Source organism: Cognatiluteimonas weifangensis (assembly GCF_003416885.1).
In the GTDB taxonomy this organism is placed as follows: domain Bacteria; phylum Pseudomonadota; class Gammaproteobacteria; order Xanthomonadales; family Xanthomonadaceae; genus Cognatiluteimonas; species Cognatiluteimonas weifangensis.
The window spans coordinates 176,018-200,467 of the sequence record NZ_QVPD01000005.1 but is presented as its reverse complement, the minus strand read 5'-3'; the positions used below and the strand labels follow the sequence as shown (position 1 = coordinate 200,467).

The 24,450-nt window shown below is 67.8% G+C and carries 27 protein-coding genes; 7 read left to right on the top strand and 20 right to left on the bottom strand.

Going from position 1 to position 24,450, the window contains the following annotated elements:
* Window positions 1–103: 103 nt before the first annotated feature.
* Window positions 104–739: a glutathione S-transferase family protein gene (locus D0Y53_RS06965; RefSeq protein ID WP_117202481.1), complete on the bottom strand. Its 636-nt coding sequence runs from the start codon at window positions 737–739 to the stop codon at window positions 104–106.
* Window positions 726–1,628, bottom strand: coding sequence for a class I SAM-dependent methyltransferase (locus D0Y53_RS06960; RefSeq protein ID WP_233511693.1), 903 nt, complete (start codon window positions 1,626–1,628; stop codon window positions 726–728). Before D0Y53_RS06960 ends, D0Y53_RS06965 begins: the two co-directional genes overlap by 14 nt.
* Before the next feature lie 161 nt (window positions 1,629–1,789).
* Between D0Y53_RS06960 and D0Y53_RS06955 the strand changes: the two genes are divergently transcribed.
* Window positions 1,790–2,044: a DUF6522 family protein gene (locus tag D0Y53_RS06955; protein ID WP_117202480.1), complete on the top strand. Its 255-nt coding sequence runs from the start codon at window positions 1,790–1,792 to the stop codon at window positions 2,042–2,044.
* Between the two features lie 6 nt (window positions 2,045–2,050).
* On the opposite strand, the gene D0Y53_RS06950 is transcribed toward D0Y53_RS06955, so the two are convergent.
* From D0Y53_RS06950 to D0Y53_RS06940, 3 genes are all read right to left on the bottom strand, one after another.
* On the bottom strand, window positions 2,051–2,290 hold the full coding sequence (locus tag D0Y53_RS06950; protein WP_117202479.1) for a hypothetical protein: 240 nt from the start codon (window positions 2,288–2,290) through the stop codon (window positions 2,051–2,053).
* Between the two features lie 136 nt (window positions 2,291–2,426).
* Window positions 2,427–3,293, bottom strand: a complete 867-nt coding sequence (locus D0Y53_RS06945; RefSeq protein ID WP_233511692.1) for an acyltransferase — start codon at window positions 3,291–3,293, stop codon at window positions 2,427–2,429.
* A gap of 122 nt (window positions 3,294–3,415) precedes the next feature.
* Window positions 3,416–4,276, bottom strand: a complete 861-nt coding sequence (locus tag D0Y53_RS06940; RefSeq protein WP_117202477.1) for a PA4780 family RIO1-like protein kinase — start codon at window positions 4,274–4,276, stop codon at window positions 3,416–3,418.
* 253 nt (window positions 4,277–4,529) lie between these two features.
* Between D0Y53_RS06940 and D0Y53_RS06935 the strand changes: the two genes are divergently transcribed.
* Complete coding sequence (locus D0Y53_RS06935) at window positions 4,530–5,444, top strand: rhodanese-like domain-containing protein (protein ID WP_117202476.1); 915 nt, start codon at window positions 4,530–4,532, stop codon at window positions 5,442–5,444.
* Window positions 5,445–5,582: 138 nt separating this feature from the next.
* Here D0Y53_RS06935 and D0Y53_RS06930 read toward each other — a convergent pair whose 3' ends face one another.
* From D0Y53_RS06930 to D0Y53_RS06890, 12 genes are all read right to left on the bottom strand, one after another.
* Window positions 5,583–6,068 (bottom strand): VOC family protein, encoded by a 486-nt coding sequence (locus D0Y53_RS06930; RefSeq protein ID WP_117202475.1) that lies wholly within the window; start codon window positions 6,066–6,068, stop codon window positions 5,583–5,585.
* A 106-nt stretch (window positions 6,069–6,174) separates the two neighbouring features.
* The gene (locus D0Y53_RS12660) at window positions 6,175–6,393 is read right to left on the bottom strand and encodes a hypothetical protein (RefSeq protein ID WP_147319032.1); all 219 of its coding nucleotides are present in this window, start codon (window positions 6,391–6,393) and stop codon (window positions 6,175–6,177) included.
* 79 nt (window positions 6,394–6,472) lie between these two features.
* Window positions 6,473–6,868 (bottom strand): DUF6518 family protein, encoded by a 396-nt coding sequence (locus D0Y53_RS06925; RefSeq protein WP_117202474.1) that lies wholly within the window; start codon window positions 6,866–6,868, stop codon window positions 6,473–6,475.
* 86 nt (window positions 6,869–6,954) lie between these two features.
* Complete coding sequence (locus tag D0Y53_RS12655) at window positions 6,955–7,350, bottom strand: hypothetical protein (RefSeq protein WP_147319031.1); 396 nt, start codon at window positions 7,348–7,350, stop codon at window positions 6,955–6,957.
* Window positions 7,351–7,358: 8 nt separating this feature from the next.
* Window positions 7,359–7,841, bottom strand: a complete 483-nt coding sequence (locus tag D0Y53_RS12650) for an enhanced serine sensitivity protein SseB C-terminal domain-containing protein (protein WP_147319030.1) — start codon at window positions 7,839–7,841, stop codon at window positions 7,359–7,361.
* 635 nt (window positions 7,842–8,476) lie between these two features.
* On the bottom strand, window positions 8,477–9,646 hold the full coding sequence (locus D0Y53_RS12645) for a hypothetical protein (RefSeq protein ID WP_147319029.1): 1,170 nt from the start codon (window positions 9,644–9,646) through the stop codon (window positions 8,477–8,479).
* Window positions 9,647–9,771: 125 nt separating this feature from the next.
* Window positions 9,772–10,701, bottom strand: a complete 930-nt coding sequence (locus D0Y53_RS06915) for a hypothetical protein (RefSeq protein ID WP_117202472.1) — start codon at window positions 10,699–10,701, stop codon at window positions 9,772–9,774.
* A gap of 123 nt (window positions 10,702–10,824) precedes the next feature.
* Complete coding sequence (locus D0Y53_RS13255; protein WP_386724197.1) at window positions 10,825–11,295, bottom strand: GNAT family N-acetyltransferase; 471 nt, start codon at window positions 11,293–11,295, stop codon at window positions 10,825–10,827.
* A gap of 252 nt (window positions 11,296–11,547) precedes the next feature.
* Window positions 11,548–14,127 carry an EAL domain-containing protein gene (locus D0Y53_RS06905; protein ID WP_158550599.1) on the bottom strand — a complete coding sequence of 860 codons (2,580 nt, stop codon included), beginning with the start codon at window positions 14,125–14,127 and terminating at the stop codon, window positions 11,548–11,550.
* Between the two features lie 73 nt (window positions 14,128–14,200).
* Window positions 14,201–15,178 carry a histone deacetylase family protein gene (locus D0Y53_RS06900; protein ID WP_325048065.1) on the bottom strand — a complete coding sequence of 326 codons (978 nt, stop codon included), beginning with the start codon at window positions 15,176–15,178 and terminating at the stop codon, window positions 14,201–14,203.
* Between the two features lie 65 nt (window positions 15,179–15,243).
* Window positions 15,244–15,480, bottom strand: a complete 237-nt coding sequence (locus D0Y53_RS06895; RefSeq protein WP_117202468.1) for a helix-turn-helix domain-containing protein — start codon at window positions 15,478–15,480, stop codon at window positions 15,244–15,246.
* Window positions 15,480–15,977, bottom strand: a complete 498-nt coding sequence (locus tag D0Y53_RS06890; protein ID WP_117202467.1) for a DUF2975 domain-containing protein — start codon at window positions 15,975–15,977, stop codon at window positions 15,480–15,482. The genes D0Y53_RS06895 and D0Y53_RS06890 overlap by 1 nt, the downstream gene beginning before the upstream one ends.
* Before the next feature lie 102 nt (window positions 15,978–16,079).
* On the opposite strand from D0Y53_RS06890, the gene D0Y53_RS06885 reads away from it, so the two are divergent.
* Genes D0Y53_RS06885 through D0Y53_RS06875 form a run of 3 tightly spaced genes read left to right on the top strand, consistent with a single transcriptional unit; the run spans window position 16,080 to window position 18,503 of the window.
* Entirely contained in the window at window positions 16,080–17,033 is a 954-nt protein-coding gene (locus tag D0Y53_RS06885; protein WP_117202466.1) for an ABC transporter ATP-binding protein, read from the top strand.
* A gap of 16 nt (window positions 17,034–17,049) precedes the next feature.
* Window positions 17,050–17,802: an ABC transporter permease gene (locus tag D0Y53_RS06880; RefSeq protein ID WP_117202465.1), complete on the top strand. Its 753-nt coding sequence runs from the start codon at window positions 17,050–17,052 to the stop codon at window positions 17,800–17,802.
* 44 nt (window positions 17,803–17,846) lie between these two features.
* Window positions 17,847–18,503, top strand: coding sequence for a glutathione S-transferase family protein (locus D0Y53_RS06875; RefSeq protein WP_117202464.1), 657 nt, complete (start codon window positions 17,847–17,849; stop codon window positions 18,501–18,503).
* Window positions 18,504–18,524: 21 nt separating this feature from the next.
* Here the strand turns inward: D0Y53_RS06875 and D0Y53_RS06870 are convergent, their stop codons facing one another.
* Window positions 18,525–20,234, bottom strand: coding sequence for a tetratricopeptide repeat protein (locus tag D0Y53_RS06870; RefSeq protein ID WP_117202463.1), 1,710 nt, complete (start codon window positions 20,232–20,234; stop codon window positions 18,525–18,527).
* 312 nt (window positions 20,235–20,546) lie between these two features.
* Between D0Y53_RS06870 and D0Y53_RS06865 the strand changes: the two genes are divergently transcribed.
* Entirely contained in the window at window positions 20,547–21,026 is a 480-nt protein-coding gene (locus D0Y53_RS06865; protein WP_117202462.1) for a VOC family protein, read from the top strand.
* A 5-nt stretch (window positions 21,027–21,031) separates the two neighbouring features.
* Complete coding sequence (locus D0Y53_RS06860) at window positions 21,032–21,643, top strand: dihydrofolate reductase family protein (protein ID WP_117202461.1); 612 nt, start codon at window positions 21,032–21,034, stop codon at window positions 21,641–21,643.
* A gap of 56 nt (window positions 21,644–21,699) precedes the next feature.
* Here D0Y53_RS06860 and D0Y53_RS06855 read toward each other — a convergent pair whose 3' ends face one another.
* Complete coding sequence (locus D0Y53_RS06855) at window positions 21,700–22,128, bottom strand: VOC family protein (protein ID WP_117202460.1); 429 nt, start codon at window positions 22,126–22,128, stop codon at window positions 21,700–21,702.
* A 200-nt stretch (window positions 22,129–22,328) separates the two neighbouring features.
* Complete coding sequence (locus D0Y53_RS06850) at window positions 22,329–24,428, bottom strand: autotransporter family protein (protein ID WP_158550598.1); 2,100 nt, start codon at window positions 24,426–24,428, stop codon at window positions 22,329–22,331.
* Between the last annotated feature and the right edge of the window lie 22 nt (window positions 24,429–24,450).

The following is a 24,450-nucleotide window of genomic DNA, read 5'->3' as shown; positions in this document are numbered from 1 at the left end:
CAATCGCACGGAAGGATCCCGCGCGCAGCCGCAGACGCGCATGCGGCCCGGCGCGCATGGGGTCGCGACGCGCCGGCGCGCGACCTGCGGTGCGGTGCGCCGCTCAGCTCGCGGCGAACGGCCGGCGGCTGCGTCCCGCGGCCGGGCGCGCTCCGACGCGGTCGAACCAGGCGGCGATGCGCGTCAGGCGCCGGTCGAACGGCTGCCCCACGGCATTGCCGAACTCCAGCCACACGTACAGCCAGATGTCGGCGGCGCTGAAGCGCGCGCCGCACAGGTACGGCCCGTCGCCCCACAGGCGTTCCAGCCAGGCCAGCCGGTCCTGCGCGATCCGCTTCAGTCCGGCCGCCGCTTCCGGCGCCACCGGGATGCGGCTTTCGAACCGCGGCCGCCCCTCGGCGTAGTGGTAGGCGTTGTGGATGAATTCGGTGACGTTGAGCTCGACCCGGCGCCACCATTGCCGCGTCTGCGCGCGCTCGGCGGCATCGCGGCCGATCAGCGGCGGCTCGGGATGCAGCTCCTCCACGTATTCGGCGATCGCCACGGCTTCGGCCAGCGCGCGGCCGTCGTCGCACTGCAGCGCCGGCGTCTGCCCGGCCGGGTTGATCGCCAAAAACGGCGGCTGCCGGTTTTCGCCGGCGAACACGTCCACATGCACACTCGGCAGCGCCAGCCCCTTCTCCAGCAGGAACATCCGCAGGCAGCGCGGCGCGGGGCTGTCGGCGTCATGCAGCAGCATCGGTGGTGTCCTCCGGATCGGCATGGCGATCCTGCGCCCGCACGCCGGACTTGCGCGCCACGATCACCTGGCTGAGCGGCAGGAAGCGGTCGAGCCGCTGCTGCAGCTGTCGCCCCTGCGGCGTCTGCAGCAGCGCGTGCCAGGTCGCGACCCAGTGGTCCAGCACCGGATGCGCGGGATCGTCCAGCTCGACCCCGCAGGCCGGGAACAGCGCCCACCAGATCGACCAGAAAAACCCGTACTGGGTGTGTTCCAGCACCGTCAGCCCGGCGTCGGTCACCAGTTGCGCGAATGCGTCGCGGCCGATGACGCGCCGGGCGCCGGGCTGCTCGAGGTAGTCCGGCGGCAGCGCCTGTTGCTGCAACGCTTCCTGTCGCGCATCGGGCACGCTCAGCAGGTACAGCGCGCCCACGCCACCGACCCGGTACAACTCGGCCAGCAGTTGCCGCGGATCGTCCACGTGCTGCAGCAGCTCGGTGCAGACCAGCCGCGTGGCCACGCCGTCCCGCAACGGCAACCGCTCCGCGCAGGCGGCCAGCGCGGTCGCCGCGCGCGCGTCGGCCGCGGCCAGCCCGCGCCGCACCTCGCGCAGCAGGCGCGGCTGCCGGTCGAGCGCAATCACGCGCGCACCGTGACGGACGCAGAACACGCTGTTGACACCGGCGCCGCAGCCCACGTCCACCACCACATCGTCGGCGCCGATCGGTACGCCGCGGAACAGTTCCCCCGTGTCCTCCCGGTACCAGCCGCTGAGGCGGGCATCCAGCAGGCCCACCGCCGACACCCCGGCCGGCACCGCGGCGCCGGTGGGCGCCAGCGCCGCGGACGGCGGGACGGCGTCGCCCCAAGCGGACGCGGCCGCCATCGGCGGATCGGGCTGCCGGGTCATGCGCGCGCCGCCGGCGCGGGCCTGGCCCCGCCCCTCGCCGCAGCGGCGCCCGGCCGCCTGCATTCCGGCCGGCGCGACGGGCCCCGTCCGGCAGTGATCCAGGTCATGGCGGCCGCCCTGCGCCCGCGCAAAGCTGGGCCATCGCCAGTACGGAGCCGCGCATGGGCAAGGCCATCCCCATCGACCTCAACCCCACGCACAGCGTGGAGATCGACGGCGCGCTGGTGGCGCGCGGCCTGGGCATGGGGCTCGACGAATTCCGGTGGCTGATGGAGCACCACAAGATCACCGTGCTGTGCGAGCGCGGCACCGGCGAGGACGCCGGCCTGTACCGCGCCAGCTTCTACCACGAAGGCAAGCGCACGCGGCTGGTGGTGGACGGCGACGGCAACCCCGTGCCGGGGCGCGATGCCTGAGCGCGGCTAGCTGCAGTGGCCGCAGCAGGTGCTGCCGCCGCTGATGTGGACCTCGTGCTCCAGCAGCGTGGCCACGCAGCCGATTTCCTCCAGCACGTCCAGCACCTGCGCGGCAGTGGCGGTGGAGAGCACTTCCAGGCGGCCGCGCCTGGCATCCAGCACGATCTTCGCGTCGGGATCGAGCGGGCGCAGCCCGGCGGCGAGCATGCTCGCTTCGAGATTGCGGTTGGACAGTTCGAACTGCATTGCGGTTACCTTCAAGGATGCCGGCGTTCCCCGGAGCCGCCATGATGGGCGGGGCCGCTGCGGGCGCCCTTGATCCGCGTCAACCTGACGGCAATCCCGACCTCCCCCCGATGCGCCGATGGCAGGCCGATCGCGCTCAGCGCAGCAGCCGCGCCAGATCGTCGTCCTTCTCCCGCCACAGTTCGTTCATCCATTGCTGGAAGCGCGCGCGGAATCGACGGTCGTTGGCGTAATCGCCGCGCAGCATCGCTTCGGGGATCGGACGCCGGCGCACCTGCACCCGCACCTCGGGCACGCGGTTGGCCAGCAGGTCCAGCATCGACGGCGCGCCGCCCGGATAGGCGATGGTCACGTCCAGGATCGCGTGCAGGCCCTCGCCCATCGCGTCCAGCACGAACGCCACGCCGCCGGATTTCGGCTTCAGCAGGTGCCGGTACGGCGAGCCTTGCCGCGCATGCTTGGCCGGCGTGAGCCGCGTGCCCTCCACGAAGTTCATGATCGCCACCGGGATCGCGCGGAACTTTGCGCAGGCGCGGCGGGTGGCCTGGATGTCGCGCCCGGCCAACTCCGGCCGGCGCGCGATCTGCCTGGGCGTGTAGCGGCCCATGAACGGAAAATCCAGCGCCCACCACGCCAACCCCAGCAACGGCACCCAGAACAGCTGCCGCTTCAGGAAGAAGCGCAACAGCGGAATGCGCCGGTTGAACACCTTCTGCAACACCAGGATGTCCACCCAGCTCTGGTGGTTGGCCAGCACCAGGTAATGGCCATCGGCCTCCAATGCCGCGCCCTCGTCGACGCTCAGTCGGGTGCCGATGAAGCGGTCCCACAGCCGGTTGTTGACCCCGATCCAGCTTTCCGCAATCCCGGTGAGCAACGGGTTGCTGGCCAGGCGCAGGCGCTCGGACGGCAGCAGCGCCTTCGTCAGCGCCACCAGCAGCAACGGCAACACGTGCGCCAGGGTGTTGACCGCGATCAGCAGGCAGATCAGTGCAACGCTCAACACGTTCGGTTCCTGGTCGGGAGGCGGCCCGGACGCGACATTCTTGCACCGATCATCGCCATCGCCTCCCGGCGTCGGCGCCAGCAGGGGCACGGCGAGTGCCCATGCGCCCCGCGACTGCCCTATCGCCCCTCGGCCGCGGCCGCCTCGCGCCCCTGCTGGCGGATCAGCGCTTCCTGGCGGGCCTCCTCGATCGCCTCGCGCACGCTGCCGACGTCGGCGGCGTGCTCGTCGTGGGCGAAGCTGCCGGTGAGCGCGGTGTCGGGCTGCAGCGCGCCGGCCTCGAACAACGCCCACAGCTCCTCGCCATACCAGGTGTCCAGCAGCTCCGGCGCCCAGCGGCCCAGGTACGCGGTGAGGTTGTTGACGTCGCGCAGCAGCATCGTCCGCGCGGCATTGTTGCCGGCCGCGCTGACCACCTGCGGGAAGTCGATCAGCACCGGGCCGTCGGCATCGACCAGCACGTTGTACGGCGACAGGTCGCCGTGGATCAGCCCGCAGCACAGCATCCGCGTCACCTGCCGCACCAGCACCGCGTGGAACGCGCGCGCCTGCTCCGGCGTCGGCGCGTACTCGCCCAGGCGCGGCGCGGCCAAGCCGTCGGCGTCGGTCACCATCTCCATCACCAGCACGCCGTGGTGGAACCCGTGCGGCTCGGGCACGCGCACGCCGGCCTCGCGCAGCCGGTACAGCGCGTCCACCTCGGTGTGCTTCCAGGCGTCCTCCTGCTGCTTGCGGCCGTAGCGGCTGGCCTTGCCGATCGCCCGCGCCTCGCGGCTGCCGCGCACCTTGCGCCCTTCCTGGTACTGCACGCGCTGCTGGAAGCTGCGCTGCGCCATGTCCTTGTAGACCTTCGCGCAACGCACCTCGCCGCCGCCGCGGACCACGTACACGGCCGCCTCCTTGCCGCTCTTGAGGGGGCGCACGACCTCGTCGATGACGCCGTCGTCGATCAGCGCCTGCAGCGCATGGGGGGTCTTCATGGAATCCTGGGGGCGGCGCGCCGAGCGGCGCGACCGGGCCGGCATTCTCGCACCTCCCGGCCCCGGAGCGAGCCGATCCTGCGTGGGCGTTCACGCAGGGCCCTGCAGCACGCTGCGTTGCAGTGCCGGGCTTGTCCCCGGCGCCGGGCGGCCGCATCCAGGTTGTCGCGCCGGGCGCCGCGCGGCTGGCGCGCAGCTTCCCGCCGCCGCGCGCAGCGCGCGACACTATCCCTCCCGACCGGCCGACCCGCCCATGGACCTCCTGCTGCATCTGATCGCGCACTACGGCCTGTGGGTGGTGTTCATCGCCGTCCTGCTGGATCAGGGCGGCCTGCCGGTGCCCGCCTTCCCGCCGATCATCGTCGCCAGCGCGATGGCGGTGGCAGCGCAGCAGCCGCTGTGGCCGATCGTGCTGGTGGCCGCGCTGGCCGCGTTGCTGGCCGATGGCCTGTGGTACGCCGGCGGCCGCCGCTTCGGCGCGCACCTGCTGCGGCTGGTGTGCCGGCTGTCGCTGTCGCCCGACTCGTGCGTGGCCGGCACCCGCGACACCTACGCACGCTGGGGCGCGCCGTCGCTGGTGGTGGCCAAGTTCATCCCCGGCTTCGCCGCGCTGGCCACCACCCTGGCCGGCCAGACCCGCACCGGGCTGGCGCGCTTCGCCCTTTACGACGGCCTCGGCGCCGCGCTGTGGGCGCTGGTCGCGGTGGCCACCGGCGCGCTGTTCCACGACGCGGTCAACGAGGTGCTGGCGCGGCTGGACTCGCTGGGCCAGACCGGCCTGCTGGTGCTGCTGGCGGCCATCGCGCTGTTCGTGGCGTACAAGGCGTGGAAGCGCCAGCGCTTCATCCGCCTGATCCGCATGGCGCGGATCTCGGTGCCGGAACTGCAGCAGCTGCTCGACGCCGGCACCGCGCCGCTGCTGCTGGACGTGCGCCCCGGCGCGCAACGCGCGGCCTCGGGCTGGATCCCGGGCGCGGTGCAGGCCACGCACGTGGGCGAGCTGGACCTGCCGCCGCAGCGCGAGGTGATCGTGTATTGCGACTGCCCCAACGAAGCCTCGGCGGCAAAGCTCGCACGCGAGTTGAAGCAGCGCGGCTTCCAGCGGGTGCGGCCGCTGGCCGGCGGCTTCGAGGCCTGGCAGGCGCACGGACTGCCGGTCGCGCGCTGAAGGGATCGCGATGGCCGGCCCGCCCTGCCGCCCCGTCCAACGGTCACCGCTGGCGCGTTGCAGGCGGCAGGCAGCGGACGAGGATCGGCATCCATGCCGGCGCCCTGCCTTGGGCGATCGCGCCTCCGGAAGCGGCCCTCAATCCTCCAGGATCTGACAGGCTTCGAGTCGATTTCCGTCCAGATCGCGGAAATCGAAAAACCGCACCCCGGCACTCTCCACCAAGTCCCCGACACGCACCCCGCGGCGCTGCAGCTCTTCCCGGGAAGCGGCCGCATCCGGCGTCGCGAAAATCGGGAACGGCCCTGATGCGTCCCGACCCGGCGCGGGCTCCCCGGCCTTGCGCTGCCACAGCGTCAGGCTCGTGCCGTGCGCCAGCGGCAGGACCGCCAGACGCTCGTCAGGGTCCGTGAACGAGGCCTGCAAGCCCAGGGCCGCGGCATACCATGCGACCGCGGCTTCGCAGTCCGCGACCCGAAGGATGAAGGTGTCGATCCGGTCGAACAGTGGCGTTGGCTGCTGGGTCAATCGGGTTGCCTCTGACGATGGGCGGATGCGGCCTTGCTGTTTTTGCGCACAGTCTGGGGCAGCGACCTGGCGCAAACGGCATGCATTGGTGGGCATGGTTTCCTGCCAACGTGGCTGAGTTAAGCCGGGCCGCCAGAGGCGAACCGGTTGGCACCGAGGCCGCGAGCGGTCTCGGCTTGAACGTTGTCAGGCCGCACTGGGCCTAGGCCTTGCGGTTGTCTGGAAGCCAGCATGCAGGATTGCGCCTGTAGCGGATATAGCTGGCAAGGGTAAAGATGGCTCCGGTAGCGAGGCCCCACAATCCGGCATATTCAAGCGCCGCCATTGGCGAATGTCCCTTGGCGAACTCCGCCACCATAAGAACGGCGAAGGCTACTGCGAGTGCCACCAGGAATCGTTTGATCCAGAAGGCTGCGCCCATCTTGAGCTCCATTGCGAACGCCCTGGATCAAGCCGAGCCGCGAAGCGGCGTCGGCTTGAATGAAGGTGCCAGGCCCATCCTATGCCAACAACTGCTTGAGGGACGGCACCGGAATGAAAGGCATGTATTCGTGCCAGCCCAGGAATAGAGAGAATGCGACATGGATGGCGGGCGAAGACAGGAACGCCAGGGCCAGATACTGAGCCAGCTCCCGCCGCCTCAGACGGAAGGCTACGGGCGGAACCAGCAGCGTGGCGAGCGCCGGCACGGTGTAGTAGATCCACCACGGCAGTCCAAAATTGTTACCGTACTTGGCGAAGACCATGCCGCCCACGACCACAACTGAAGCCACGACGGCGACCGCGGCTACACGGGGCCGAGACGCGCGATTGCGCGTAACGAACCGCAACAGGCCGACGAACACGGCCAGCGACACGGCGACGAAGATCCAAAAGCGCGTTACATCAGATTCCATGCCGCTCCCCGTGGCAACTAACACCTTATGTCTTGCGTAATCCTTACTCTAGCGCCGCGAAGCTCCGACTCGGCTTGAGCGCATTGTTACTGGCACCCACCGGGCAGGCGCTGAACCAAAGATCGCGTCAAGGCATAACGATTTGCATCCGTCAGCGTGTCATTGGACTTCAAGGCAAGGAAGTGACCGTCCGCATCCGCCCAAAATCCGTCACCGTGCGGCGAAGCTGAATTGTATTGGCAGGCCGCAGCTCGACTGGATAAATGAATTTCAGAAATCGGATTGCAGCCAGGAACATCTTCGAGTGCAGTACCAGGCGGACAAACCCGCAGGCTGCAAGTCTTGGCGTCGGTCGTCACGTAGCCGCAAGTCCGTACGAACTTCCCGTCCCATGAATCTCCATTTTTGACGAGATCAACGGGTTCGACAGTTATGAATTCATTTGTGCATCCGGATAGGATCATGGCAAGCAACAGCAGCATTGACTTTTTCATGGCACCCAACGCTCAAGTTGGACCGAATTGCAGCGCGCGGCTGACAACATGGCAAGTCTTTTCTGCCGTGTTGGTGTCGTAGTGATGCAATTTTGGCTTGAATGTACGCGGACATAGAACGGCTCAGCCTGACCGAAGCTTTGTTTGATCGATCTGGGGGTCAGGAGCGCCAGGTTCAGCTGTGAACCGGGGACGTACTCCTTGAAAAGCTCCAGCGCCTCGTAAAGCGATGTCATGTTTGGGGCACCATCGAAAGTCGGTACCAACACATAGTCGCCGCCGCCCGGATCCAAGACGAGATAAGCCTCGCGCAAGTCTGGATTATTCGCTAGGAGAATGGAAAGACGCTGCAGCAACTCAGATGATATTTCCGAGACAACCTTCTGCTCTGTTGCATCGGCTGCCGGTTTCGTAGCATCCGGAGTGGTCATGCATGCCGTCAGCAGCACTGCAGAAAGAGCGAAAGCGAGTTGTTTCATCGTAGCCCCTAACACCTGAGTTAAGTCGCGCCGCTCCGGTCAGCTTGAATGAATTGCTAGACCTTGTGCGACTCATAAAGATCAGCCCACGAAATAGTCCTTATGCCATCTGATCCGCACAAAAACACACTATCAACGGGGATCAAAGCGCCGAAAGCCAGAAACTTGTCTCTATGTATTGCTTGAAAGGCGCGGCTATAAAACGCCACAGAGGCCTCCGGGATAAGAACTGAATATCTGTTGTTGTGCCGTTTGTCGCGGCCCGTTTCTTTCAGCAACTCTCCGAATATCTTATGGACGGTGTTGTGTTTGTCCCCAGAGTCATCGCTCTTGGCCTCAATTACCCAGTGCGTGCCGTCTTGGCTTATGTATTCAACGTCCGATAGCTTCTTGGATCTGCAATTCTTGTTCAGGAGCGACTTGATCGAAATGCGTGGGTCAGTCGACTTCCTGAGGTGCTCGACGAAGAGATCGATCAGGCTCTGTTCTGGGGATCGCCGTGTTGTCATGGGCAAGATCTAACGCTCAAATTAAGCCGAATTGCACAACTTAGCTGGCAACATGGCAAGCTTTTTCTGCCATGTTGATGGCGTAGCGATGCAATTTCGGCTTGAACGCATTGTTAGCTGTAGCGGCTACCAATCCATGTTTGCCGCATCGTCCCAATGATGATGAAGTGCGTCTAAGAAGCTAGCCATGCTCTCTTGACTCTCCATAGCGCTTACATACGCCCCATTGCAGGCATCACTAAGGATTATTGGCAGGCCACTGTCGACGTACAGCTTGGCGATACCCAAGTCCGTCGACCAGAGCCAACCAAGGAAATCTGATATCAACCGGAGGGCGTCGAAGTCCTTGGTGGACGGGCGCTGGTAAATATCAAATGGATGTTCCGTGCTCTCGGTAATTAGCAACGGGACAGCGCCAGCCCCGGAGTGGAAGGAAAAGGCTTCCCCGCGCTTACCGAATGATCCATGTGCGAGGAAGTTCCGAATCTGCACACGCAAGTCAAGAAGGCCGTCGAAATGCTTCTTTGCATCCGGGCATCTGATGTCGATAGCTAGCCTAAACTTTTCTTTCCACTCCGCACTCGCAAGCTTTCGCACTTGCTCGCCAGTGGAAATTTTCGATTGCAGTATCGCCAGATGAATGAAAACATGCTCCGACCAGCTAAAGAATGCCTCGATAGCTGCTTGTGCGAACCAGTGTGCTTCAGTATTCGCTTGCCTGGCGCGGGAATAGTCTTTACGACTCATCAACGCCGTATGTTGCAGATCCGACTCTGAGGCTTTGTTAGAGAAGAATTCATACCTTTCGTAGAGCCATGAGGAATGATTGGCTACGTTGAGCTTCGAGCCCATCGCTTCCTGTTCAGCGCGCCAACGAAAATAGGGCTTCGCCACCGAGCAAGCTCGCTGAACTAACTTACATATATCAGTGGCGTCCTTTTCGCCCTGCTCAGTGGGCGCGCCACTCATACGCTTGGTCGAGTCATGCTGAGGCTCGAATATTCCAAGCCCCATCTTTCTGTGCTCGATAAGGTAATTTCTGCCTCGGTATTGAAGTGGGACTGACCAAGCGACCTTCTCACCTTGCCCGGAATGGGGAAACTGCAGCAGGTCGATTAGAAGAAAATACACTAAATAGTAGGGTGGAAGCGAACGCCCGCCGTTCGTCCGTGAGCTCAAGAAGAGTCCCATCTTCTCTTCCGAACTGAGTCTGCGCGCAAGTCGAAGCGGCTCCAGAAGTGCAGCCGCACGCTCTCGGCTTTTGGCGATCTCGGGAGGAAGGTCTGGCTCGGTCATGTAGGCAATGATTTGCTACAGCTAACGCTCAAGTTAAGCCGAATTGCAGCGCGTAGCCGGCAACATGGCAAGCTTTATCGGTCATGTTGTTGGCGTAGCGATGCAATTTCGGCTTGAACGCATTGTTAGCCGTCAACGGAAGCCGCAATTTCATGGAACGGCAGGTATATATTCCCTGTGCGCGCTGCGTGTTGCTTCTTCCTTTGAATAAGGCTGACAAAGTCTATGCGCTCTTCCAGAACAGCCATGAGATCAGCCCCATCGATTAAAATGATCACGACGCCGCCACTTGAATGTGCGGCGACCCCGTCTTTTGAAAAGCCATTGATCGAGAGGAAGACACCGAGGGTGTTTTCCAGCTTGCGCCGAACTTTGGCAGCAAAAGTGTCAAGATCAGAAGCATCGCAGGGCGCTTGCTGCCACTTTGCCTCAAATAGGTAGTCGGTTCCGTCTAGCGCGAAGGCGCCATCGATCTGCTCACCCGTGTTCCGGAAAGATGCTTTGGGATCCAAATCAAAAAGCTCGAAAAGATCGTACATGACCTTTTCTAGTTCGAAACCGCGCTGCTGTGCGTTAGGTGAAGTTACCAACGCCATGTAGCGGTTCCGTATGTCTTCGAGTTTTAGACGGACGGCTGCATTGCTCTTCAGCTTTTCTGCGGCCTCCCTCTGGCGCTTGGCGACTTCGTCTCGCTCTGACTTTATCTGCTCGTGAGGCGTAAGAAGTGACCTCAGTTGGAGAACATCTGCTCTTGCTCGTTCGACTTTCTGTGCTCCACCGTCAAGCTGAGCGAGATGCTGAAACTGATTCATCTCACAAACAGAGTGGCATAGCCGCGTAAGGTCTCCCAGATGGCGATCCTGGTCGTCAGTAAGAATGTCTACGAGGTCAGAGACGATCTGACGTTTGTAGTTTTGCCAGTTGATCCGGTTGAGCGGCGTAGGGTCTGATAATGATTGCTGAAGAAAGCTGCGAAGATCCCCTTTGTACCAGTAGATGGCGCAAAGAGCCTCCTTTAGAGCTACCAATGCGGCAGGTGACATTCGCTTGCTCACGTCGTCTCCCCTTTGACGGCTAACGCTCAAGTTAAGCCGAATTGCAGCGCGTAGCTGGCCACATGGCAAGCTCTTTCTGCCATGTAGACGGCGTAGCGATGCAATTTCGGCTTGAACGCAATGTTAGCTGTCTAGCCCGCCTAGTTGCGCGCTCGTGATTCGGTAGACCAGCCCTTGAGGATGGATGCCGCTGTGCTTCCTAACGGCCTCGGGCGTAACCCGGGAAAAGCCTGCCTTTTCATAGAATGTAGCTGCGCCTTCTTCGCACTCGAGCCAAATTCCAGACGTTCTGTGTGGGTCGCTAAGCTGCAGCGCTCGTCTGACGAGCGCGACGCCTATACCCTGGCGCTGAAAATTTGGGAGCACGCCGACAAATGCAAGATAAGGGCGCAGTCTCTTCCAGAGATGACGACTACTCGGATCTGGCCGGTCGATCAAAACGGATGCATAGGCAACGATAGCTCCGTCGATTCTTGCGACTAAATTGATCGTGCCATCGCGTCCAATGTTTTGCGCGTACTGATATGGGTGATTGCTGGGCAGAACGGCGTGCTGGATAGCCACGGCGTCCTGGAAATGGCTCGAGTTTGCCATACGAATTTTCATGAAATTCCGACTGGCAGCTAACTATCTGTTATCAGTTTAAAACGCTGGATATCAAGCCGGCATTTCATTTCGATGAGGGCGGTTCCAGTCACGGTCATCTCGCGCCCTTGCGCTGACGCGCTGTCTTCTTTGGCTGGACGACCCCGAACCGAGGATACGACACGCGGTCGCGGCGCGTGCGATGCGGACGCGGCGAGCCCGCCGGCAGCGCCGCCCGTGCGCGCTGCGCGGGCGGTTGGCCTACACCGCCGCTTCCGCGCGGTGCGCCGCCAGCCAGGCGGCCAGCGCTTCGGGCGGCAGCGGGCGCGCGTAGTGGAAGCCCTGCGCCAGGTCGCAGCCCTCATTACGCAGGAACTCGGCTTCGTGCGCGTGTTCGACGCCCTCGGCCAGGGTCTGCAGACGCAGGTTGCGCGCCAGCTCGATCACGGTGCGGCAGATCTGCTCGTCGTTGGGGTCGTTGCCGATGCCGCTGACGAAGGCGCGGTCGATCTTCAGCCGCGTGACCGGCAGGCGCTTGAGATAGGCGAGGCTGGAGTGGCCGGTGCCGAAGTCGTCGATCGCCAGGCGCACGCCCTGCGCCTGCAATGCGAGGAGCGCGGCGATTGCCCGCTCCGGATCGCGCATCAGCGTCGACTCGGTGATTTCCATCTCCAGCCGCTGCGCCGCCAGCCCGGTGGCGGCCAGCACCGCGGCCACCTGCGCCGGCAGCCGGTCGGCGTCGAGCTGGCGCACCGAGCAGTTCACCGATATCGCGGGGATGTGCAGCCCGGCAGCGTCCCAGGCGCGCAGCTGGCGGCAGGCTTCCATCAGCACCCACAGCCCGACTTCGTCGATCAGCCCGGCCTCCTCGGCAACCGGGATGAACCGCGCCGGCCCGACCAGGCCCCACTGCGGATGCTGCCAGCGCACCAGCGCCTCGACCCCGACCAGGGTGCCGTCGCGCAGATCCAGTTGCGGCTGGTAATGCAGGCGGAACTGGCGCTGGGCCATCGCCAGCCGCAGGCCGCTTTCCACCGCCAGTCGCTGCTCGGCGCCGGCCGAGAGCGCGGCCTCGTAGAACTGCTGCCGGCCCGGGCCCTGGCGCTTGGCTTCGTACAGCGCGAGCTCGGCGTGGCGCAGCAGGGTGTCGGCATCGGCGCCGTCGCGCGGATGCAGCGCGATGCCGATGCTGGCGGTGATCACCATCGGATGCATCGGCGCCAGCAGCGGCCGCGCGAACGCTTCCAGCATTTCCTGCGCCAGCGTGGCGACCGGTACGCCGCCGGCCGGCAGCACCAGTGCGAACTCGTCGCCGCCCAAACGGGCGAGGAAGCCGCTGGCGGGCAGCAGCCCCTGCAGGCGCCGGGCCGCGGCGCGCAGCGCCTGGTCGCCCAGCGCGTGGCCGAGGGTGTCGTTGATGCCGCGCAGGCGGTCCAGGTCCAGCACCAGCACCGCCAGTTCGCCGCCCGCGGCGACCGCATCGCACAGGAACAGCTGCAACAGCAGGCGATTGGGCAGTCCGGTCAGCGCATCGTGGTGGGCGACGAAACTCAGTTCGGCGGCGTGCGCCTTGGCTTCGGACAGGTCGGCCCAGGTGCCGACCACGCGCAGCGGCGCGCCGGGCGCGGTGGCGAGCGTGCGCAACTCCTCGTGCAGGTGGCGGGTGGCGCCGCGGCCATCCAGCAGGCGGTAGTCGCGGGTCAGCGACGGGTGCGCGCGCAGGTGCGCCAGCGCCGGCTCCAGGGTCGGCAGGTCGTCGGCATGTACCCGGCTGTGCCACCAGCCCGGCTGCATCATCTGCGCAGGGTCGTACCCGTACAGCCGCGCGCAGTTGGAGCTGACCCAGTCGATCACCAGCTGCTCGCCCTGCTGGTGCATCAGGAACAGCACTACAGGGCTGGCGTCGAGCACCTGTTCCAGCTGCGCGCGCGCCTTGTCCGCCTCTGCCGTCGCCCGCCGCACGCGCCAGCGCAGCATCAGGCTGAAGCCGGCCAGCGCGAGGATGAGCCCGGCGGCGCCCGCCAGCGTCGGCAGCAGCCAGCGCGGCCGCACGGTGATCGGCGCCGGCGCCAGCGCGCGGCTCATGGCGCGGAAATACGGCGACTGCGGCTGGTTGCGCCAGCGCGCGATCCAGTGGTCGATCCGCGCCAGCTCGTGCGCGCGCCGGCCGCGGGCGGCGGCGTAGTACAGCGTCGCCGGATTGAACATCACCGGCGTCTCCAGCAGGCCGTAGCTGCGCGCCGTGCGCCGGCCGAAGAAGTTGTTGGCCGCCGCCACGTCCGCGTGCCCGTCGCGCACGGCCTCGAAGGCGGCCGCGAAGCTGTCGGTTTCGACCGGCGTCCACGGCACCTGCAGGCCGCCGAGCACGTCGTGCAGCGCGCGTGCCTGCACGCTGCCGCGCAGCAGCGCCACGCGCCTGTGCGCCAGGTCGGGCATCGCCCCGATCGCGATCCCGGGGTGCCGGAACAGCTGCGACCAGGAATAGGTGACCGGCACGGCGTGGAAGTCGAAGCGCTGGTCGCGTTCCGGCGAGTAGGCCACGTCCGGCATCAGGTCCAGTTGCCCCGCCTGCAACCGCTGCAGGCAGTCCTCCCAGTCGCAGCGCTCGTAGGCCAGGCGCCAGCCTTCCTCGCGCGCGATGGCGCCCAGCAGTTCGACGAACAGCCCCGCCGGGCGGCCGTCGGCGTCGGTGTAGATCTTGGGCGGGTTTTCGTACACGCCGACCCGCAGCAGCGGCGCCGCCTGCGCCGGCGCCGCCCGGCCGCTGCGCAGCGGCAGCCAGGCACCGGCCGTCGCCAGGACCAGCAGCGCGACCGCAATCGGCAAGGCCCGTGCCCGCATCGGTGGGTGGCTCCCCCGAGAACCCGGCCCCAGCATACCGGAGCCGGGCCGGGTGGCGCCGCGGCGCGCCCGCCTAGTCGAACGCCGCCAGCACCGCGGCGACGTTGTCGCCGATTTCGGCCACGGCGTAGCCGCCCTCCTGCACCAGTACCGTGGGCAGCCCCAGCGCCGCGATGCGCGCGCCCAGCCGCGGGAAGTCCGCGGCCTGCAGCTTGAACTGGCTGATCGGGTCGCCCTCGAAGATGTCCACGCCCAGCGACACCACCAGTGCCTGCGGCGCGTGCCCGGCGATGCGCTCGAGCGCCTGTTCGAGCGTGGCCGCGTAACGCGTCCAGTCGGTGCCGCGCGGCAGCGGGAAATTGTGGTTGCAGCCATCGCCGGCACCGGCGCCGCGCTCGTCGGCGTGGCCGAGATAGAACGGGTACTCGGTGTCCGGGTCGCCGTGGATCGACACGAACGGCACGTCGTCGCGCTGCCAGAAGATGTCCTGGGTGCCGTTGCCGTGGTGGTAGTCCACGTCCAGGATCGCGACCCGGGCCAGGCCCGCATCGCGCAGCCGCTGCGCCGCCAGCGCCGCGTTGTTGAGGAAGCAGTAGCCGCCGAACATGCCGCGCCCGGCGTGGTGCCCCGGCGGGCGGCACAGCGCGTAGGCGCTGCGCTCCCCGGCGGCGACCAGATCGGCGGCGGTCAGGGCGCAATGCGCCGCCGCCTGCGCCGCCTGCCAGGTGCCCGCGACGATCGGGCTGCCGGCGTCGAAGGCGTAATAGCCCAGGCGCGCATGCAGGCCCGTGGGCACGCGGTCGCGGCGCAGGCCGCGCGCCGGGAACGCGCCGGGCAGCATGAAGCCCTCGCGCCCCTCCGCGCGCCATTGCGCGTACGCCCCGCGCAGGAACGCCAGATAGTCCGCGTCGTGCACGCCGGCGAGCACCGCATCCGGATACTCGCGCGGCGGCTCGACCCGCCAGCCGGCGCGCGCGACGGCCGCGAGGATGTGGTCGACCCGCGCGGGCATCTCGAAGCACGGCACCAGCGCGCCGCGGTGCAGTTCCATGCCGCCGTCGTGGAGGGCATGGCGGGGGGAATGGATGATGCGCATCCGCCGATGATAAGCCGGGGTCAGGCGTCGTCGACGGCTTGCAGGTCGCCCGCGTCGTAGTCGTAGCCGAGCAGGTCGCCGGGCACGCAGCCCAGCACCGCGCACAGCTTGGCCAGGGTGCGGAAGCGGATGCCCTTGACCTTGCCGCCGCGGAACAGCGACAGCTGGGTTTCGCTGATGCCGACCGCGGCGGCGAGTTCGCGCGCCTTCATGCCGCGGCGCGCCAGCATCTCGTCCAGCGTCACCCGGATCGGCATCAGAGGATCCCGTCCAGTTCGGCCTGCAACGCGCGCGCCTGGTCCACCAGCCGCGCCAGCAGCACCAGCGCGGCGCCGACCACGCCCAGCACGATGCCCGACAGGTCGAAGTACAGGTAACCGCCCTCCCCGCCCGCGATCCAGCGCGTCAGGTTGGTCACGGCAACGACGTTGAACAGCGCGCCGGCGAGCACGCCGATGCCGATGTGCCGCATCGCGCGCGCCACGGTCGGATGGAACAGGCGGCCGGCGGCGAGATCGCCCAGCGCCCGCTGCACGGCCCACAGCGCCCACAGGTAGCCGAGCCCGGGCAGGAGCCGGACGGCGAGCAGCAGGGCTTGCGTGCCCGAGATCCCTTCCGCGGCCGCCGGCGGGCGCCAGGGCCACAGCGCGGCCAGGGCCACCGCGCCCAGCATCAGGTACAGGAGCACGAACACGACCAGGGTCGCGGCCCGCAACAGGCGGCATTGACTGCGGAAACGGTCGGGTACCGGCATGGCGGCTCCTCGGGTCGGGGTGGGGTCGAAAATTTAATCTTGACTTAAAGTTTTCCTTCCGGATACTTTACCCCGGACTTAAATTTTTTGGAACACCTCCCCATGCCTCCCGCCATCGAAACCCTGGCCCTGACCCGCCGCTTCGGCGACCGCCTCGCCGTCGACGGGGTTTCCATGACCGTCCCCGCACGCAGCATCTACGGCTTCCTCGGCCGCAACGGCGCCGGCAAGACCACCACGATCAAGTTGCTGCTGGGGCTGCTGAAGGCGGACGCGGGGCAAGCCCGGATCGTCGGCATCGACGTCGCCACCGACCGCCTGCGCGCGGCGCGCAAGGTCGGGGCGCTGCTGGAGGCGCAGGGCTTCTACCCGCACCTGAGCGGGCGCGAGAACCTGGGCCTGACCTGCCGCCTGCTGGACCTGCCCGCTTCGGAGGTCGACCGCGTCCTCGACGTCACCGAGATGACCGCGCACGGCCGCAGGCGCGTGTCCGATTACTCGCTGGGCATGCGCCAGCGGCTCGGCCTGGCCCGCGCCATGCTCGGCGCGCCGCCGGTGCTGGTGCTGGACGAACCCAGCAACGGCCTGGACCCGGAAGGCATCGCCGACATGCGCCGCTTCCTGCGCGAGCTGCCCGCGCGCACCGGCGCCACCGTGCTGCTGTCGAGCCACCTGCTCGACGAAATCGAACGCACCGCCACCCACATCGGCAGCCTCAGCCACGGCCGGCTGGTGCTGGAAGGCGCGCTCGACGAACTCAAGGCCGGGCTGGCGACCGAAGTGGCGATCGGCACCGACGCCCCCGAGCGCGCCGCCGCGGTCGCCCGCGAGCATGGCTTCGACGTCATCCGGGCCGACGGCGCGCAGGCGGACGGGGGGCCAGCCGGCGCCGCCCTGGTCGCGCGCTTCGGGCCGCACGAGGACGCACGCCATGCAACCGCGGCACTCAACCGCGTGCTGTGCACGGCCGGCCTGCGCATCCACGCCCTCGCCCCGCGCCAGCGTTCGCTGGAAACCCTCTATCGCCAGTCGGCGCCCGCCACCGCCCTGTCCTGAGCCACGGAATCCGCCCATGCCCGACGCACCTTCCCCCCGTTTCGCCACCGCACTGGCCGTGGAGGCCTACAAGCTGCGCCGCTCCCTGGCCCTGCTGCTGGCCGCGGTCGCGCCGCTGCTGATCGCGGTGTTCATGTTCTTCAACGTGTTGCGGATGAAGCATCCCGTGTCCTGGGAGACGATGCTGCAGACGTCCGCGGGGATCTGGGCGTTCTTCATGCTGCCGATGAGCGTCACCGCCTTCACCGCCCTGGTCGCGCACACCGAGCATGGCCCGCGCGCCTGGGACCACCTGCGCGCGCTGCCGCTGCCGCGCTGGCATCTGCACGCGGCCAAGGCGGTGTGCGTGCTCGGCGTGGTCGCGGCGATGAGCCTGCTGCTGGCCCTGCTGTCCACGCTGGCGGTGCAGGCCGCGGGCTGGTGGAAGCCCGCGCTCGCCGCCACCGGAACCCCGGACCTGGCGGGATACCTGGCGCTCCTGGCGCGGATTTTCCTGGCGGCGTGGTTGCTGGTCGCGGTGCAGCTGTGGATCGCGCTGCGCTACGCCAGCTTCGTGCCCGCGCTCGCCACCGGCATCGGCGGCACCTTCGTCGCGGTGGTCGCCACTTCCGCGAAGATCGGGCTCGTGTTGCCCTGGCAGATCCCGGTCAACATGCTGGCCGCGGACCCGGCGCGCGCGCAGCTGGCCCTGGCGCTGGGCAGCCTCGGCGGCTGCGCGGCCTTCGCGCTGATGCTGTGGCGGCTCGGCCGGCGCGAAGCGCTCGCGTGACGGCAATGGGGGACAATGCCGGACCGCGACTTCCGGGTTCGCCCATGCCCCGTCCGCGCCTGTACGCCCATCCGTTCTCGTCCTACTGCCAGAAGGCGCTGGTCGCGCTGTACGAAAACGCGACCGCGTTCGACTACCGCAACCTCGAGGACCCGGAAGCGGGCGCCGAGCTCACGGCATTGTGGCCGCTGCGCCGCTTCCCGGTGCTGGTCGACGGCGAACGCACCGTGATCGAAGCGACCTGCATCATCGAATACCTCGACCTGCACCATCCCGGCCCGGTGAAACTGATTCCCGCGGACCGCGACGCCGCGCTCGAGGTGCGGATGCTCGACCGCTTCTTCGACAATTACGTCTCCACGCCGCAGCAGAAGGTGGTGGCCGACCGCCTGCGCCCCGAAGCCGACCGCGATCCGTACGGCGTCGGGGAAGCCCGCGCCCTGCTCGAGACCGCCTACGCCTGGCTCGATGCGCGCATGGCCACGCGCGCATGGGCCGCCGGCCCGGACTTCACCCTGGCCGATTGCGCCGCGGCGCCGTTCCTCTTCTACGCGGACTGGACGCATCCCATCGATGCCCGTTTCGCCCATGTCCGCGCGTATCGCCAGCGCCTGCTCGCCCGCCCCTCGTTCCAGCGCGCCGTGGACGAGGCGCGGCCGTTCCGCGCCTACTTCCCGCTGGGCGCGCCGGACCGGGATTAGCCTGGCGCCCGCAGCGCGGGATCACATCCTCGACGCGGTCAGGCGCACATCGGCATTGCGCCATGCGCGGGCGAAATCCTGTTGCACGCGGGCAGCCTCGGCCGCCTTGCCCTGCGCGCGCAGGCTCTGCGCCAATCCGAACAGCGACCAGCCGTTGCCCGGATTGCGGTGCAGTTCCTCGCGGTAGACACGCTCGGCGTCGCCCGCGCGCCCGGCGTCCAGCAGCACCGCGCCCAGGGTCTGCCGCACCGGGGCGTGCCAGCCGGGCGGTTCGTCGTAGGGAATGCGGTCCTCGATCGCCACCGCCTCGCGCAACGCCGCCACCGCGGCGTCGTGCGCGCCGCGCGCCGCCGCCAGTTCCGCCGTGACCATGCGCTCGGCGATGCGCGCCGCATGCGCCAGCGGGTAACGATCCCACACGGTCAGCTTTTCCATCAGCGGATCGGCCGCCTGCGGGCGCAGCGCGTCGAGGTGCTTCTGCGCATCGTCGAGGCGCCCCTGGCGTACCGCCGCCATGCCCTGCGCGTAGTGCCAGATGGCGGTGACGTAGGGCAGGTCGGGCGCCGGGTTGGGCCCGCCGACGATCTCGTCCCAGCGGCCGAAACGCACACGCTCGAACCACGGCGTGAGCCAGTAGTGCTGCAAGCCGGCGAACCCGTCCTGGCGCATCAGCTCCTGCAGGTCGGTGCGCTCGGCGGTGGTCCGTGCCGCCGATTGCGCCAGTGCGCTGTTGCCTTCCATGCTGGCGGCGAACCACAGGAAGTGATGGTTGTGCGGCACATACCCCAGCGGATACACGCCCTGGGTATTGCCGCGGCACAGGGCCAGATACGCGTCATCGGCCTCGATCGCGCGCTGGTTGGCGGCCACCGCATCGTGCCAGCGCCCGACCCGCGAATAGATGTGCGCGGGCATGTGCACCAGATGGCCGGAACCGGGAACCAGCGCGCGCAGGCGGTCGGCCGCGGCGGCGCCGCGCTCGGGCGCGGAGGAAGCCTCCACCGCGTGCACGTAAAGGTGCAGCGCGCCAGCGTGGTCGGGGTTGCGCGCCATCACCGACTCCAGCACCGACACGATCTCGGCGGTGTGCCCCTTCGGCCGCTGCTGCTCGTCGTAATAGTCCCAGGGCTGCAGGTCCATCATCGCCTCGGCGTGGAACACCGCGGCGTCGAGGTCGTCCGGGCGCTGCTGCACCAGCTTGCGCGTGGCCTGCGCGTAGGCCCGGTCCAGCGGTTTGCGGTCGGCCGGCGGATCCTGGGCATAGCGCGCCGACAGCGCCTGGATATAGGCGCGTTCGCGCTCGCTGGCCCGCGGCGCCAGCGCCTGCGCGCGCTGCAGCCGGATCCAGGCATCGGCGTTGTCCTGCGGGTCCATCGCGGCGTTGACATGCGGGCCCAGCACCAGCGACGCGCCCCACCAGCACATGGCGCAGTCGGGGTCGAGTTCGGTGGCCTTGAGGAAGGAACGCTCGGCGGCGTCGTGGTTGAAGCCGAAGGTCAGCATCAACCCCTGGTCGAACCAGCGCTGCACCTGCGGGTGCGTGCTGGTCACCGGGAAGTGGTAGTTGCCCAGGCCCTCCAGCAGGTTGGCGCCGATCATCGCCATCTGCGGCGGCGATACCGCGGGTGCGGGTTCGGCGCTGGCCGCCGCGCCGGGGTTGCGGCAAGCCGACAGCGCCAGCAGCGCGGCGCTGCAGGACAGGGCGAGCGGACGGAAGAAGACGGATGACATGGCGTGTGCTCCGGGGGATAGGCACGAAACGGAAGCGTGACGGCGGCGGGCTGATGCCTGAACCGGCGACAGAACGACCATGGCCCGCCACGCCCGGACCAACGCAGGGAGAAACGAAGCCGGGCCAGGACACCGCTGCGGCCGCCCCGGGCGGGCATTCGATGCCGTAAAACCGGGATCGGCAAACAAAGCGGTCACAGTGGCGTGACCCGATCATCACGCGGCTTCACTTTTCCCGTGCTATGGGAAACTGCCGCGCTGCGGCGGCCGCGCCACCGCACGCCCCATCGGCCCGGCGCCAGGAGACCCCGGATGACCAGCAAGAACACGATCTGCCTGTGGTACGACGGCTCCGCGCTGGAGGCCGCGACGTTCTACGCCGACACCTTCCCCGACAGCGCGGTGGGCGCAATCCTGCGTGCCCCCGGCGACTATCCCGCGGGCAAGCAGGGCGACGTGCTCACGGTCGAGTTCACCGTGCTCGGCATCCCCTGCCTGGGCTTGAACGGCGGGCCGCAGTTCCGCCACAGCGAGGCGTTCTCGTTCCAGGTCGCGACCGAGGACCAGGCCGAAACCGACCGCTACTGGAACGCGATCGTCGGCAACGGCGGCCAGGAAAGCGCCTGCGGCTGGTGCAAGGACAAGTGGGGCCTGTCGTGGCAGATCACCCCGCGCGCGCTGACCGAAGCGATCGCCGACCCCGACCCCGCCGCGGCCCGGCGCGCGTTCGAGGCGATGATGCAGATGGGCAGGATCGACATCGCCGCGATCGAAGCGGCGCGGAAGGGCTAACCACCATGCGCAAGCTCATCGTGGCCGCAATGATCAGCCTCGACGGCGTGATGCAGGCGCCCGGCAGCCCGGAAGAAGACGGCAGCGGCGGTTTCGCCCACGGCGGCTGGGTCTGGCCCTACTCGGACGAACACGAAGAGGCGATGGGCGGCGTGTTCAAGCGCCCGTTCGAGCTGGTGCTCGGGCGCCGCACCTACGACATCTTCGCCGGCTACTGGCCGTACGTGCCGCAGGGCGCGCCGCATCGGGACATCGCCGACCTGTTCAACGGCGCCGCCAAGCACGTCGCCACCCACCATCCCGACACGCTCGCGTGGCGGAACAGCCGCGCCCTGGGCGCGGACATCGCCGCCGCGATGCGCGCACTCAAGCGCGACGACGGCCCCGACCTGCTGACCCAGGGCAGCAGCGACCTGGTGCACCAGCTGCTGGCCACCGACCTGGTCGACGAGCTGCGCCTGCTGGTCTACCCGCTGCTGCTCGGCCGCGGCAAGCGCCTGTTCGACGAGCGCGCGCAGGCGTCGGCGTTCCGGCTGGAGGAGTCGCGGGCCTCGACCACCGGCGTGCTGGTCACCCGCTACGTGCGCGAGGGCGAGCTGCGATCCGGCGGTCGGTGAGCACGCGCCACGCGCGCTTGCCGATGCGCCGAGCGGGTGCCGGCGGAATAAGCCGGTTACCGCTCGGCAGGCACCGTGTTCACCATCCACGGGATGCCGAACCGGTCGACCAAACTGCCGTAACCCGGCGACCAGAAGGTCTCGCCAAATTCCATCCCCACCGTACCGCCTTCCTTCAGCGCATCGAACCAGCGGCGCGCCTGGTCGGCGTCGTCGGTATGCAGGGTCACGTCGAAGCCGTTCTTCGGCTTGCCGATGTTGGGCGCCCACGGCTCGTCCATGTCCGCGCCCATCAGCGCCTGGTCCCCGACCTCGAGCCAGCAATGCATCAGCCAATCCTTGTACTTGGCATCGGTGACCGTCATCTCCGGCGGCGCCTCGCTGTAGGGATAGGCCGCGGTGATCCGGCCGCCCAGGACTTTCGCGTAGAACTCGAACGCCTCGCGGCACTGGCCACGGAAGCTGAGACTGGTCACGATCTTCACGAGACGTCCTCCTGTGCATGGCGGGCGTCGCCACGGCCGCGGCGACGGCGCAGGTTGCCATAGCGCCGTTAAAGCAACGTCACGGCCGAAAGCGCGCAGAGGACGGCTACGGTCGAGGCCTCGCAATGTTTCCGGCTGCGGTCATCGGCAGGCTGCTCTCGTCGTGCGCCGTTTGCGGCCTGCCGATGACCGCCTGCCGATCACAGCCTGCGCTCGACCCCCAGCCACCAGCCGCGGTCGACGGCTGCATCGTCCGTACCCCAGCGGTACCGCAACGCGCCCGACCACCCCGCGCCGCGGCCGCCCTGCAGTTGCAGGTCGAAGGTCGAGGCATCGCGCGCCGCAGCGTCGTCGATCCGGAACACTGCGTCCGGTGCGCCGGCAAAGGCCGCCGCCAGCGCACGGCCATCCATGTACCGCGCGTGCCGACGCGTACCCGCCGCGTCCAGCCGCAGCCAGCCGTCGCCCCAATGCCAATCGCGGGCATAACGCAGCCCGGCTTCGGCGCCGAGGCGTCGATTGCCCGCCGCCTGCCCCAGCAGCTCGAATCCGGTATCTCCCGTTTCGGCGAAGCCACCGCTGCCGATCGCGTCGTACTGCAGGCCGGCAAACGGGGTGAGTCGGCCGCGGCCGAACGCATGGTCGAAACCGCCTTCGAATCGCGTACGCAGTCGGGTCATGCCGAAGCTGGTCGTCGCCTGGTGATCGCGACCATCGCCCAGCTCGATCCGGCGCCAGCTGTCCACCTGGCCACGGCCACCCTGCACCTCGCCGTAGGCATACCAGGGGCCGCGCCAGGCATAGCCGTACAGCATCGCCACCGACTGCCGCGTCAGCGCATGACCACCGCCACGATCGAAGCTCATCGAAGCCTGGCCGCTGCCGACCGCCACACCCACCAGCGCCTGTGGTCCCAGCCGGTGGCTGGCGCCGGACACGACACCCGTTTCCGACATGCGGCCCGGCATGGCTCCCGCACCGCCGGAGCGGGTCTGCATGTTCGATGCCGCCCAGGACCCGCTCGCCAGCGGGGATTCGCGCCAATGCCGCAATTGCGGCCAGGACGGACCGTACCCGCTGAAGCTGTCCAGCAACCGGCTGCGGGCACTGGCGAAGGATTGACCCGACAGGCTGTCGAGCGTCGCGGTCAACCCGGGCATGTCGCGGATACTCTGGATCGCGGCCGAGGAGCGCAGGAACCGGCGTTGCGAATCGGACAGGCCACTGCGATCCGGCAAGGATGCCAGCACGTCGGCTGCGGCGAAGGCCTGGTCCAGGCGGGCGGCGCTGTTCATGGTCATCGCATCGGCACCACTGCCACCCACGGCGCTCTGCGCGGATACGCGCGTCAGCCGATACAGGATGTCGTTCGCACCATATTCGACGGTGCCTTCCAGCAGCAACCCAGGGGCGACCACTTGATCGAAACCGCCGCTGACCCCGCCAAAAGCATGGAGGATGCGTTCGTAGCCGGTCGCGTTCTGGACATAACTCACGTATTCGCGCACCTCGCGCAACTCCAGCGTCCCGCCTTCCAGGATGGCCTGGCCGCCGATGATCAGCGGCGTGCCGAACTGCAGCGCCAGCGTCCCGGCAGCGGTCTGCCGATAATCGCCGGTCACATAGGCACGGTAGGGCCTGCTCCCGTCGCACAGGCAGTTGCCCGCGCTGTACGCGGGGCCGTGGACGTAGAGCACGCCACCGTCGTTGAAGACGGAGCCGTGGATCGCGGTGTGGCCGTGGATGCCGCCGTCGGCGCCGTCCTCGAGATCGAGCCTGCCGGTTCCGTCGGCATCGGTCAGGCCGTCGGGCACGGTTTGCGAACGGATGGTGACATCCGCGTAGAGGTCGCCTTGCACGCGCAAGCGGCCGGCATCGATGAGCACCCCGCCATCGAAGCGGTTGGGGGTGGCAGTGCCTGCACCGTCCCAGCCCTGCATCAATGGGGTGTGCCCGCCCCACCAACCGTCGAACGCGAACGAACCAGCGGTGGAAACGCCCACGATCGGTGAGCTGAACGGACCCTCGAGATATACATCGCCGGTCGAGTTGTAGGCAGGCGGCGGGGGTTCCGGCGGCAACGGCTCTTCCGGTGCCGGCGTCTGCTGCTGGTTCGCCGGAGCCTCCCAACTCCACGGCGCCGCCGCAGCCGGCGGCTCGGTCGGCGGCGGATCGCTGCGAATCATCCCGCCTCCACTGCCACCGCCGCACCCGCTCGACAACGACGCGCCAAGGGCGACGGCAATGGCGACCGGCAGATGCCGGTAGTCCATGACTGCATGGCTGGATTTCATGTTCATCGCGCTACCTCCGGATGGCCCG